Annotated in this window: 9 protein-coding genes; 1 reads left to right on the top strand and 8 read right to left on the bottom strand. The window is 37.4% G+C overall.

Translation table 11 applies throughout. The annotated features are described in order from the left end of the window. Positions 1 to 16: 16 nt before the first annotated feature. From A3775_RS12545 to A3775_RS12580, 8 genes are all read right to left on the bottom strand, one after another. Positions 17 to 1051 (bottom strand): polysaccharide deacetylase family protein, encoded by a 1035-nt coding sequence (locus tag A3775_RS12545; protein ID WP_066377190.1) that lies wholly within the window; start codon positions 1049 to 1051, stop codon positions 17 to 19. A gap of 5 nt (positions 1052 to 1056) precedes the next feature. Next, positions 1057 to 2703: a glycosyltransferase gene (locus A3775_RS12550; protein ID WP_082803732.1), complete on the bottom strand. Its 1647-nt coding sequence runs from the start codon at positions 2701 to 2703 to the stop codon at positions 1057 to 1059. A 175-nt stretch (positions 2704 to 2878) separates the two neighbouring features. Beyond that, on the bottom strand, positions 2879 to 4234 hold the full coding sequence (locus tag A3775_RS12555) for a glycosyltransferase (RefSeq protein ID WP_066377188.1): 1356 nt from the start codon (positions 4232 to 4234) through the stop codon (positions 2879 to 2881). A 23-nt stretch (positions 4235 to 4257) separates the two neighbouring features. After that, positions 4258 to 5376 carry a glycosyltransferase gene (locus tag A3775_RS12560; RefSeq protein WP_082803733.1) on the bottom strand — a complete coding sequence of 373 codons (1119 nt, stop codon included), beginning with the start codon at positions 5374 to 5376 and terminating at the stop codon, positions 4258 to 4260. A 239-nt stretch (positions 5377 to 5615) separates the two neighbouring features. Next, positions 5616 to 6902 (bottom strand): polysaccharide ABC transporter ATP-binding protein, encoded by a 1287-nt coding sequence (locus A3775_RS12565; protein ID WP_066425196.1) that lies wholly within the window; start codon positions 6900 to 6902, stop codon positions 5616 to 5618. Next, a complete protein-coding gene (locus A3775_RS12570) occupies positions 6902 to 7798 on the bottom strand; it encodes an ABC transporter permease (protein ID WP_066425198.1) in 897 nt (298 codons plus the stop codon). Before A3775_RS12570 ends, A3775_RS12565 begins: the two co-directional genes overlap by 1 nt. A 182-nt stretch (positions 7799 to 7980) precedes the next feature. Further along, positions 7981 to 8409, bottom strand: coding sequence for a hypothetical protein (locus A3775_RS12575; protein WP_082803734.1), 429 nt, complete (start codon positions 8407 to 8409; stop codon positions 7981 to 7983). A 368-nt stretch (positions 8410 to 8777) separates the two neighbouring features. Further along, on the bottom strand, positions 8778 to 10127 hold the full coding sequence (locus tag A3775_RS12580; protein WP_066377177.1) for a glycosyltransferase family 4 protein: 1350 nt from the start codon (positions 10125 to 10127) through the stop codon (positions 8778 to 8780). A 1214-nt stretch (positions 10128 to 11341) separates the two neighbouring features. Between A3775_RS12580 and A3775_RS12585 the strand changes: the two genes are divergently transcribed. Next, the gene (locus A3775_RS12585; RefSeq protein ID WP_066377175.1) at positions 11342 to 13513 is read left to right on the top strand and encodes a polysaccharide biosynthesis tyrosine autokinase; all 2172 of its coding nucleotides are present in this window, start codon (positions 11342 to 11344) and stop codon (positions 13511 to 13513) included. Positions 13514 to 13873 lie beyond the last annotated feature (360 nt).

Consider the following 13873-nt stretch of genomic DNA (forward strand, 5'->3'; position numbering starts at 1 on the left):
AACAGAGTTGGCTTATTTAAATATGAAACCACTTTGATAGTCGCTTGATAAACTCTTCTCCATTCCAGTTGCCAACAGCGAAGCGAGGTAACTGGAAATAGTCACTTTGTTGCCAAATAATATCTTCATTTGTAGAGCAAGCACAGTTGAATCCGACTGATTTAGTTAGCTCAACTGTTTCTGCTGTGCGATCGCCAAACGGATAAGAGAAACTGGTGACTGGACGATGCAAAATTTTCTCTAAATCAGTTTTGCTTTGCAGGATTTCATCACGTTGCAGTTTTGTTGACTGTGATGAAAGAAATGGATGGCTAACTGTATGTGCGCCAATTTCTACAAGTTCCCCATCAGCTAATGCAGATAATTCTTCAAGTAACAGAGGACGATAAGTTTGACGTGCTGTGGATTTGCTGGTACTCCAGGTATGGGTATCTGCTAAAGCTTGCAGTCGCTCACTAGCAGACAAAGGTCGCAATACTTGCCAAATTGTGTAATAAAAATCCATTCGCGAACCTGGTGCGGCTTCCCAGGCTTTACAAGTGCGATCACGCTGATAATCCTCTAAAGTATAATCTGCTGCTGTACCTAAATCCCACTGATGAACACTACCGTTAATAGTCAAGGAAAGCTTTTCTGGTAATTTACCCGGTTTTAACAGTAGTCGTTCTAACTCATCCCACCAAAACTCGCGTTCTTGTCCTATATAACCAGTGCTGACAAAGACTGTTGCTGGAGTGTTATATTCTTCTAACAGGGGTTTTGCATTATGGAAATTATCTGCATAACCATCGTCAAATGTGATAACTACTGCCCGGTTTGGAATATTGCCATCCCGATAAGTTCGCACAAACTGCTTCAGGCTCAGAGGATGAGCATATTTTTGCAAAACTTCTAGCTGTTCAGCGAAGTTCTGGGGAGTTACACATAGTCCCCAAGGGTCTAAATCTACTTCGGCAACACGGTGGTACATCAAAATCAATGCCTTTGATGCAATTCGTTTCTGAGCCTGCTGAATTACTCGCTGTAATCGACCGAATCCACGTATTACCATAACGTTTATTCTGGTTTTACTGCTCTGACCGTGATTAAAACTTGATAGCTTGGGTCGTGATAATCCAACTCTTGTTTTTCCAGTTCCTCAGTTGCTAATCCCTGGAGAAAGGAAGTTGCTGCTAGTACATTGCCATAGGTATTGATCAGCACATTTTCTTGGGGAAAGAATTCCTCAAACAACTTCTGCACAGATATAGCAGTGAAACTCCAACACCAGTAATCTTTCCACTCGTCAACACTAATCTGGGTAATTCCCGGAATGGTAATTAAAGCCACGCCGCCTGGTTTTAATATGCGGTAGATAGTTTTGAGTGCAGCCTGGATATCATAAATTAGATGCAGAGTTTGTGTTAACACAAGACAGTCAAATGCCTCTGAAGGAATATTCTCAGCATTAGCTAAGTCACCAACAATAGTTGCATCTGGGTTGCCTTCTTTAACGTGCAGCACATCGCTTTTGGTAATGCGATCGCCTCCAAATCTAGTCGTGTAAAAATTATCACCTATTTCTAGGACTCTTCCGCAAATATCTTCAGCCTGCTGAGAAAGAAAATTTTCAATATAGTAACGGTCAATTGGTAGGCCTCTGTCAGAACCAAAGTATTGACTGATAGGTTTTACCCGACGCAAATCACCAAATTTTACCTCTCCTACTAAAGGAGAATATTTTACTTCTAGGAGATGAGACTTGAGCTTCATCTGAATAGACACAGGTAATGTCTGTCGCGCAATTGATTTTATAAATCCTTTCATACGTGTTTTTAGATAAAGATGGCGTTGTGATAAATAATACATATGAGGATGGCGGTAAGGAAATAGGGCTGTGTTGAGTGCTTGCCAGACTTTTTTTTCTTTGACATCTTGTTGAGATAAATATTTCTCTACCCAATTTAAGAACGGCAAATTTTGACTATTGTAAACTCCTTGAGCTTTCGCTACGTAACAACAGCTTTGGGGATGTTGGCGATATCTGTCCCAACATCCACTTTCTACAAATACAGGGAATTGAAGACAGACTTTGTAAAAGAACACTTGATCCTCAAACATCCCTCGAAAGGACTCCTCGAATCCACCAACATCTTTGGCTACATCACGTCTGATGAGAATGCTACAAGTACCTGGAGTTTCTGCGGAACCGTCTAAAAACAGGGTTAGTAATGTTGGGGGTTCTACCAAAGTATCAGGTATTACACCCAAAACTCTTTGGCGCTCGTGTTTCGCATCCTCTGTATTACCTGTCCAACTGAACCAGATCATGGTTGAGCCATAAACCATCGCAGCTTCCGGTTGTGCTTCTAGGATTGCTACCTGCTTTTCCAGTTTTTGGGGTAGCCATATATCATCAGCATCTAGTAAAGCAATATACTCACCTTTAGAGTGGCGAATACCTAAATTGCGTGTCGCACTCATACCCAGATTTTGATGACCTTCATGCTCCAGATAACGCACTTTGTCAGGGTATTGTTGAGCATATTGCAAAGCAATCCCAGTGCTCTCGTCGGTTGAGCCGTCGTCGGCTAACAAAAGTTCCCAGTTATCGTAGGTTTGACTAAAAACGCTTTCTATGGCTTCGATAAAGAATTTTTCTCCAGCATTCAAAAAGATGATGATGCAGGAAACTAAGGGTTTCTTATTTATCTGTTCACTCATGAAACCACCTCAATAGTTGCTGGGCAAATTCTTCTCCATTCCAGTTATTGGCTGCCAACCAAGGACTTCTCAAATTTGAGCCATAGACCGTTTTAACAATAGATACTGCTGCTGTTGGTAACATTCAAATCAAGGATTTTGTACTGTGATAAAACTGTGTTTATTAATATGCGATTCACGCTTGTTTTTCCAGTTTATCATTTCCTAATAATTTTAAATAAAACCTATATCTCTGTTCACAAATGACTGATTGTGAATAGTAGTTTTTTATGATAGCTTGAGCATTTTTGCAAATCATAAATGTACGTTCTAAATCTTCTAACAAGTATTCAATAGCCCAGCAAAATGATTTTTTATCTTCAGCAATAATTACACTTTCTAAATGCTTTGAATTTATCCCATCGAGTGCTAGCTTCGTAGCTATAACAGGGATACCTTGAGCCATAGATAATAGTATTTTACTTCTTAAACCTCCACCTATTCTCAAGGGAGCTATACTTATACTATTTTTCGTTACTTCGTATAAATCATCCACAAATCCTGTGAACTCAACGCCACTTGGATGTCCCTTATATTTGTCTACTGTTTGTTGATGCCACTCTCCTACAACATAAAGTTTTAAACCAAATTTCCTGAAAATTTCTAATGCTACTTCCTCAATAAACCATTCAATAGCATCTTTATTAGGGAAATGTTCTTCCCATCCGACAAATACTAATTTTGTTGGTTTACAAAAATTATTCCTATCAATTGGAATGAAGTATTGATCTAGAATAGGAAACGGAGAGATAAACAAATCGATATTGCTAGAAGAATTTAAAGCCCATTTTAAAATTTCATATTCGCTTTCAGTGAATGTAATTATTCCATCGAATTTTTTCAAAAAAGAAATCTCTATACATTTATAATAATTATGAATATAACTACTATAAAACGAGTTTATTTGTTTGGCTTTAATATGGGTTTCAATTCTATTAAATCTACATTCATGCTCGATAAATACTTTTTTTACTGTGCCTGGTAGAGCAGTAACTAAGTCTATATTTTCATCAAATTCTAACTGAACAACATCAATCTTATCTTGAATAATTATTTCATTAATTTTATCAATATATTGTTTTTTATGAGGCAAATATGGATTGTACAAGTACATACTTGCAAATTCGTCTTCTATAGATGGTATTTCTTTTTGATTGATCACATTTTTTTGGGTAATATTTTTTTTTCTTAAAAGTATCTTAAATATATTTATCAAATGACGAGCTGTATTAATTACATTTGAACCAAAATTTTTACTATTTAAAGTATCACTTGTACTTAAGTTATCACTTTGTTCAAATATATATATTTTTACTTTTGGTAAAAGAGTTTGAAGTTCGTTAATTTCTTTTTTATTTGGTTTATATTCTTGGGGTATGATTAAACTAATATTACACTTATGACTTAAATTTTCAAGAACACCAAATTGTGCAATGCTTGATCCACCAGTGAAAGGATAAATTTGATAATATGAAACAATAAGTATGTTCATTGTATTCCTAATTGCTAATTGTCCTAAACCCAACTTTCAAAAAAATGAACAAATTTTTTAACTTGATACTGGGGATCAAACTCTTGCCGTTGACTATTTTGAAAAGCCAGTTTCGATAATTCTGTATATAAGTTATCGTCAGTACGTAATAGTCTGATAGCATCCACATAGGCTTGAGGCTTATCAATAGGTTCAATTAAAATTCCTCCCTTGCCCAGAGTGTAGGCAATACCACATCTATTAGCAGCAACTACAGGAATGCTGTTGATTTGAGCTTCAACGATAACTCGACCAAAAGCTTCCTCAAACTGAGAAGGAACCAGCAGGATATCCGTAAGTGCATAAACATGACGCATATCCTGCTGGTGTTCCCAAATCTCCACATTAGGGAGTGTGTCAACTTGTTCTAAAAGAGAGTTTTGCAATTCACTGTAACCTGGCCATTTGCCTTTGACAAACAGAAACTTTTCTTCAGGTAATTGACGAGCTACTTCTATTGCTACATTTACTCCCTTCTCAGGAATAGGATTGATGAATGTAATATATTCGCGTTGGCGATGACTAACCTGATAACGCTCTACCTCTATAAAAGGCAAAATAACTTTGGGTACATGTGTACTAAGTTGGGTAACAATTGACGCGGTAAATGGTGAATTCGCCAGTACTTTAACACCATCAGGAATTAAAGTATTATCACCAGATTCAAAGCCTGCCATATCTCTCGCAAAGTAGATAGTCAAATAAGCTTGACTTGCAGCGTAATTGAGTAATGGACAAGTAGGAGTGGTATGACCAAGAACAACATCAGGTTGATATTCCCTTAGCCGTTTGTCCAGAAATTCTAGCCATGAGTGTTCATTAATAAATCTACTAGGAGTAATCACACGCCAGCATGGATAACCAAGCTCTTCGTCCCTCGAAAGGGGAAAAAGTATCCGAAGATGCAGCAAGGAATACCAGCACGACTTCCAGTAATATGCTGATCGCCACTTAGGGACATAGGGCAAATCACGGGTACAGATTACTTCAATTTGCCAACCCATCTCAAGTAGACTTTTGAATAAGTAAAGAGCTGATTGCTCACTACCACCGGATATATCAGGATAGAAAGGGTACTGAGAAACAAATAGAAGTTTAACCATTATTAATAATAATTAATAAAAATCAAAATTATAATACTTACATCTTGCACCAGTTGCTTTATTGCGATTACAGGGCGGTGGGCAATGCCAAAAATTCGCTCAAACCCTGATTTTTACGTTGTGGGCATTGCCCACCCTACGGTTATTGAGAATGGTGCAAGATATCAGAATAGGTATTTTGAATGGTACATCCTATTTTTCGTATTAATGCGCTTTTAATTTATATTTATTTTGAGATATTAACTGCTTATTCTTCGCCAAGCTCGTGGTTGATAAAATAAACATTGACTCATATTAATAGACTCATCAACTTTGAATCCAAAAGCTTCAACCGCATCTAAATAATCATGCCCAGGTTGACCTATTAGAACCTTCATAATGTAAAAACCAGGTTTTAGTCCAAAATATGGCATTTGAAGCTGTATTTCTTGCCGTTCAGCTATAAGGTTAAATGTTACTTTATCACTAAAACTACTCAAGCGAAGCGTAGTTCCTCCTTCTCCAACCTTCTCTTGAATTAAAATAATTATGCCTACATCTTTAAGAGAGCAATGAGCTTTATAACCTATACAAAAATTAGTAGGTTGACCACATATAGGTGATTCAATGATTTTTCCTTGATAATCTTGAAAACATAGATAAGTAATATCCAAGCCTAAACTTTCATTTTGAGGTTTTTCTGGTAGGAATAATGGCCCTGTAGAGTATTCTGCCTGTTCCCTCGAAAATAAATCTGCTTCATACCTGCTCATAATCGCATGAGGTTCTCCAGAGGCAATAACATTCCCACCGGAAAGGTAAACTGCCGAACTACATGCTGTTAAAATCACATTTGTATCATGAGAAACTAGTATTAAAGCTGTGCCATTTCTGCGTAACTTACCCAGACGATGAAAGCATTTAACTCTAAACTTCATATCTCCTACAGCCAGCACTTCATCAACCAGCAAAATATCAGGGTTCGTATGAATCGCACTAGCAAAGCCTAACCGCGCTGCCATCCCAGAACTGTAGCTCTGCACAGGTGCATCAATCGCATCACCAATTTCTGCAAAATCTACAACTTCATCAAATCGCTCATCAATTTCCTTTTTAGATAAACCCAAAATAGACATATTCGCATAAATATTTTCCCGACCTGTCAAAATGGGGTTAAATCCAGCTCCCAAGGCAATTAGTGGAGCTATTCTGCCTTTACCTTCTACGTATCCACTATCTGGTCTTATTAATCCTGAAATTATACGTAATAAAGTTGTTTTACCACTACCATTTTTCCCAACTAAACCTACAGCCTCTCCTCGCCGTAACTCGAAGCTGACATTCTTCAAAGCCCAAAATTCATTAGGTCGCAGTTTCTCACTTTCTTTCCTAATTCCTAATAACTCAGTAGTAATATCCTGAACACCATATAACAAAGAGCGTTTGAAGCTTCGACAAAACTTTTTGGAAACTCCCTTGACTGACAGTATAACTTCGCTATCCTGGGGCTTTTCTAAAGTTTCTTGCTGGGTAATATTAATCGTCATTAGGCACTCATCCTTTCAACAATAAACGGCATCGCCAACCGATAAACCAGCCATGCCACCAGCAAACCAACGATAGCTATGACACTGACAACCCAAAATCCTTGGGGGTTAGATAGTACACCTGTTGTTGCTAATTCTCGCACCGTCACCAGTAAGGGAGTGACAGGATTTAAATTTACAAGTATTGCAAATTTTCCTGTTTGGGGAACTGCATATATTACCGGAGTTATCAGTAGCCAAAACCCCAGAAAAACCGTAATAAGTTTGGGAATATCTTGATACAAAGTGCCTATCGGTGCTAATAGCAAGCCAATAGCTGTTCCTAGTATCACCAAATGAATTAAAGCCACTGGTGCTAAAATCGCGATCCAAGTAACTGGTATCTGAAACCAGATAAACAGAGCTACTATGAGAATTAACTTAATTCCAAAATTGAAAAATACTTTACCCAATCCTGCAAGAATAAGGGCTTCACGAGGAAAATTGATTTTCGCTAGCATCCCTTTCGCAGCATTTACTTCCTGCAATGGGCTATTCAGTGCCTCTGTAAAAGTCTGCCATAGGGCTGTACTAAACATTACGTATGCTGGATATGGTAAGTCTGTATTGCCTAAATTTACTATATTGGCATTTCTAGCAAAGGTTAAACCTGCGGCGGTAATGATGGGTGGAATAAAAGCCCAGAAAATACCCAAAAAAGATTGACGATATTGAGCACTGATATCCCGCACGATGAGTTGCCAAGCCAGCCCTCGTGAGTTCAATAAATCTCTCCACATTTGCTTAAATAGCTGAAGTGGATGCCGCAATCTACTCTCAGGTGCATAAAAGAATTTGGGCAATTCTTGTCTTGCTGTCTGAAAATGCTGTAATTTTATATTTTTAAATTTACCCATTATCAAATTCTATGAATAAGCTCACCTAATAGGATTTAGTAGGATAACCATAAAAATCTAAAAAATTTCACAATAATGCCAATTCCGTCTAGAACAAATTACCAGTTCGTGCTTGAAGGTAATGTCTCGATAATTCATAGATGAGATGCCTAACCCACAAACTTGAAATCTTTGATACAGTTTTAGCCTAAGCAATGAAAAGCATTTAATGTATGACAGTTAACTTGTCTAGCATTTCGCCGCGTAAATTCACCCACAGAAGGATTACCATGAGGATCAATCACCCCTGCTACCTGCTGCCATAATTCCCTCGGTGCTAGGGAAATTTCATATGTGCGATCGCTAGATTGCCGAACATAGTACCATTTCGTTTCCTGACACTCTTCACACCAAAAAGCTTCTAACCATTCTCCCTCTACGGGAACTGCTGTTTGGTTTGTGATTAACAGCGATGCAGCCCGCCGACTTAAACCCCTTTGTTGTAACTGACCTGGTTGGTCAGCAAACATTCTATATTTTTGACTGACGCTATCAAGAAAACAGCCGTGAATTGGGCAGTAGATAGCTCTACGTTTTGAACGTTTCCGATTTCGGTCACACCTTCTCTGCAATTCGACCTCCTAATATATATCCAACAATTGAACTAGGAAGGTTACGTTTGGAGGGACTGAGATCAACAAGACCATCGAAGCCCAACTCCTAAGAACTAGCAGTCTATATTTAGAGCAAGTATTGTTTATGCCTTGCTAAATTGTTACTTGATTTTCTTACCAACCCTATGACAGCCAATACTGAGAGAAATCTAGCGGCAAGATTAAAATTGATTTTTTATCTCGAATATTCGCTAAATAACGAATCGAGATTCGGATTTTTTGCCTGGATTTATTCTTATTTAATTATACCATAAAGGCGTAAATTCTATACACAAATTTGTTGGAAGTATATAGAAAAATTATCTGAGGCTGGGAATTGCATCAACTTACTTTTTATTAATTGGAGAAGTAGTTGTACTCTCATCATTAAACAAAGCCTGACGCAAAACATCCAGGTACTGCTGCGATATGACTTTAGGTGTAAAGTGCGATCGCAGATACTGCCGACCTGCTTGACCCATGCGCTCCCCTAGTTGTTGGTCACGCTTCAGCAAGCGGATAAATTGAGCTAGTCCATGACCATCACCATTATCAAATGTTGCACCACAGTCGGCTGTAGCAATTAGTTGTCTGAGGTATGAGTGGGGTGAACAAATCACTGCTAACGGTCTTCCGGCTGCTAAGGCTGAGTACAGCTTGCTAGGTACAACCAAACTTTCACTGGATGGGTCAACACTTACCAAAGATAAATCGCAAGCTGTGAGAGAATAGGGCAGAACTTGTTTGTCTTGATAAGGCAAGAACGTAAAATTATTTAGTCCTAATTGATTCACTTGTGCAATTAATTCTTCCCGTTTGGCTCCCCCACCAATACACACAAATTGTACTGGCTCGTCTTGCAGTTCTATAGCAGCCTTGAATAAGGTATCGATGTCATGACATCGACCCATATTGCCAGAGTACAGCACAGTGAATTTATTCACCAAATCGTACTTCCATGCAAACCAGTTTTCCTGCTTGGCAATCGGTACGATTAATTCAGGGTTAGCCCAGCTATGTATGACAGCAACTTTATGAGCTACTTGTGGACAGTGCGCCAAAACGCACTGTTTCATCCCAGGGCTAAGAACTACAATCCCTTGAGCTTTGAGCCAAACTCGCTGATTAATTGCTTGCCAAAGCTGTGCTACCCAATGATGCTTAGATACTACACCCAGCGCGATCGCAATATCTGGGTAGAGATCATATATGATGCAGACATAGGGCAATTTAAATAGCAGGTTGGCGAAGTAACCCAGAACTGGCAAGAATGGTGGGGCTGTAGTTACTAATAATATATTGTTACGCCGCCAGGCTCGCAGCAAATATAGTAAAGCACGTAAGGTATATAACACCCCATTCACCGCTTTACCACGAATTCTCCCAGGCCAAAGTTGAGCAGTACGCGATCGCTGGATTTTGATTCTATCAAAACGTTCACGAGATGGAGCTGTACTAGAGCTAAACGCATATCCAGGCTGACTGGTAAAAACTTCGATATTTACCCCTTGCTGCTCTAATTGTTTTACCAGATCCTCAATCAATTGTCCCGTAGCAGCATAGTCTGGAGGAAAAAACTGTGTTACTACAGATAAGTTAATTGATTGCTGAACTGTCAGAGGATTTTTATGTTCAGCTTCTGACGGGATAGAAATGGATGGAGATACCTTTTGATTAATCCATTCGTTGAGCTTCATCGATGTATCCTAGAGCTAATAAACTTTGTTGACGATACCACCGAACTACTCAAGCCACTAAGGAATCCACAGGGTTCAAGTTCCATTTGCAGTTAATTGACCATTTTTATCTTTAAATCGGTTGACTAGGATAATTTTTAGTTTATCTAGTCTTCACCAATTTTTATTTTCGGAACACAAAAACCAAAGGTAACACACACAAAAGAAATTAAAATCTAAGTATCTAGTCGATGGAACAACATAGATATTTAAATTAGGGAACATTTATACGAGGATATCCACTACCAACTTCGATAATAATTCTTTGGTATCCAAATACTTAACTATCAGGATATTAACGATGCTTCATATATCTCACCACTAAGATACATAGTTGAGTGTTTTACAGTTGCATTCGATTCTGGTTGGATATTGACCATATCTTCCTAGAATTATTTGGTACTGTTAACTAAATTTAACAGTATAGCCATTGTTGCTTACACACTTTTTTAACAATTTCAGCATACCATGTTTCAAACTAGCAGAGTATTCTTCATTTAATTTTCAATGAAATTTAACGTAAAAGACATAATCCAAAACTTTACCTATTAAGAAAGAATATTTTTACTATATAATTTTATTTATATAAATAAAAAAAATTGCCCTTTGCCCCTAAGATAAAACCTGCAAAAGTGCTTGCTAATTAAGCAATAGACCCCAAAAGTTTATATTCTTAAACCCGGAAAATGCTTTGATAACAATTTAATAATGAGTCAAGTTTGTCAATACGTCTACAGGCATAAATTGAGGCAATATCAGCATGATAATCACAAAAAGTTAGAGCTAGAGGTCAGCTGCCTCTACCCACTCCTTGATGATTTATTTAAAGATGGTTGCTCGTAGACTGGAGCATTTTCAGTAGCTCATCAACAAGATAGGGCGTTAGCCTAAAAGCAGCATAAAATTTAGTAAATATTTACTGTTTTAAAGGTTTTTGACTAATATATTTATCTGAAAGTATTTTTTGCTCTAAACTATATCATACTTACAATCTGCCACATCAAATCAATAAGTGCGGCTTATGAAGTTTGGGGAAAAATTCCAGTATTCAATAAAAAAAATATATGGATAAAAAAATTAACAAATCGCTATTATTTATACCAGCAGAACCGACAAATACCACTAGATTCATTCAGCAATAGACTAATTCATAATTTCATCATCAATATATATATATGGAAAATCAAGCATATAAGCCTGCAAATCCTGAAGATAGTAGAAACTATATAACTCCAATTTTTCAACATCAGAATGTTCCTGAAAATGAGGAAAAAGGTGAGGAATGGAACTATCAAGAATTTCTGGGTTTGTTACAGCGCAGAGTAGTTGTTGTTGTAGGGGTAGCGACAACTGTAATGACAGGCGTAGTTATTCACTTGATATTAAATCCCAAACCACCAGAATATGAAAGCAGTTTTCACATGCTTGTTGAACCTGTGACTGATGACACCAAAGTAGTTGATATTGTCAAAGAGACTAACCCATCTAATAAATCTACTTTAGATTATGACAGTCAAATTCTAGTTCTCAAGAGTCCTGAACTAATTGCCAACAGCATTAAGCAATTACAAGCTGCTTATCCATACATTAACTATAACTATCTGATCAAATCTCTCCAGATTGTTCGTTTAGGTGAAACCAAGATTCTACAAGTCAGTTATCGTAGTAAAGATCCACTGGAATCGAAAGTAGTATTAGAGCAAATTGCTCAAGAATATTTAGAATACAGCCAGGAAAAACGGCAAACTAGGCTCCGTCAAGGAATCCAATTTCTGGAAAAAGAACTACCATCTCTACAAAATCGAGTAGCTCAAATTCAAACACAACTGCAAATTTTTCAACAAAGATATAATTTTAATACTCCAGAATCCCTGGCACAGCAAATTGCTGAACAAACGGCTAATTTAACTCAACAAAAGCAAGAATTTGAATTACAGCTAGCCCAAGCTCGTGCGAATTATGCTTTCTTACAAAGTGAAGAGGGTAAGAAGGCAGTGCTGGATAGTTATCCTGTGTATCAGGTTTTAAATAGTGAATTGCGCCAAGTCGATATTCAAATTGCTACTGCATTATCTCTTTTACAGGAAGAAAATCCAAATATTATCACATTGAAGGAGAAAAAGAACAGCCTGCTACCATTAATACAGCAAGAATCGGAGCGGTATATACGAACTAAGCGAGCAGAAGCCGCGTCTATAGTTCAGGGTTTGGAGGTTAACAAACAGGCACTGGAAAGAGACGAACAAATCTTGGAACAAAAACGCCAGCAATTACCCATTATCACACGAAGATATACGGAACTACAACGCCAATTACAAATTGCGACTGACAGTCTGAATCGTTTTTTATCTACCCGCGAAAATTTGCAGATTCAAGTTTCTCAAACAGAAATAGGTTGGCAGTTGATTCAGGAACCCTACCAGCCAGCATATCCTGTGACTTCTTCAAATATCATCCGCGATATCATTCAAGGGTTAGCTGCGAGTATCTTTTTGGCTATTGGTGCGGCGTTACTCATGGAAAAACTTGATCGTACCTACCACAACACCCGAAGCCTCAAGGAAAGGATCAAAATTCCACTATTAGGAAACATTCCCTTCGATCACCAATTACAAAGTGGTCAATCTCAAACTATTAAACCACAAAAACCCATAATTAAATTCTCAAACACATTTTCTGAAACTATTACCGGGGTAACTACTGTATTAGAGCAAGAGTATAGTAACTATTCCACACAATTTGTAGAAGCTTTACGGGTACTTTATACCAATATTCAATTGTTAAATTCAGATCGGCACATACGGTCTATTACTATTAGTTCAGCTATGCCAGGTGATGGGAAATCTACAATTGCTTTTTATTTAGCTCAAATCGCTACAGCTATGGGGCAACGAGTATTACTTGTAGATGCTGATCTGCGCCAACCACAGATTCACACATTATCCAATTTAAATAATCTCTGGGGATTGAGTAGTCTCATTACTTCCAATTTGCCAGTTGAAGAAGTAGTGAAACAACTACCTTCTATGAACGCATTATCTGTAATTACTGCTGGGCCTGTTCCACCTGATTCCACAAAGTTGCTCTCATCTGAAAAAATGAAGCGTTTGATGGTAGATTTACATCACACCTTTGATTTAGTTATTTATGATGCTCCTCCCTTAGTTGGGCTAGCAGATGCTAGTTTGATAGCTCCCCAAACAGACGGACTTGTAATGGTAGCAAGGATACATCAAACAGATCGTTCCATGTTTGAGAGAGCGTTAGCTGACCTGAGAATGGCTCCTATTAATGTTTTAGGTATAGTTGCTAATGGAGAAAAAAGTAATTTCAACAATTATTCTTAAAAAATGAATCAAGTTTGCTCACCTACTTTATGTAAAAATGAGAGGGTTTAATTATCTACTTAGGGGTTCTAGGAATTCTTATCACTAATTAAAATTTATATTGTTTAGGTCTATTGACGATTTAGTTCGCGTAATAATCGTGGATTTTTTGCTGACTTTTTTTCAAGTAATCCTCCTATGATTTTAATATATAAATTAACTCAGAATTTGAGAAAAATAATGATGTCAATTTTCATAATTTATTGAAGAGGATTTGGAAATATTTTTCTGTATTTTTGATTAATTTATCTCTAGATTTCAATATTAATGAAGATTGTACATATATTTAATTAAGTTTTGAACTTAGAGATATTCAAGGAT

The sequence above is a fragment of the Anabaena sp. 4-3 genome, assembly GCF_001597745.1.
GTDB lineage: Bacteria > Cyanobacteriota > Cyanobacteriia > Cyanobacteriales > Nostocaceae > Trichormus.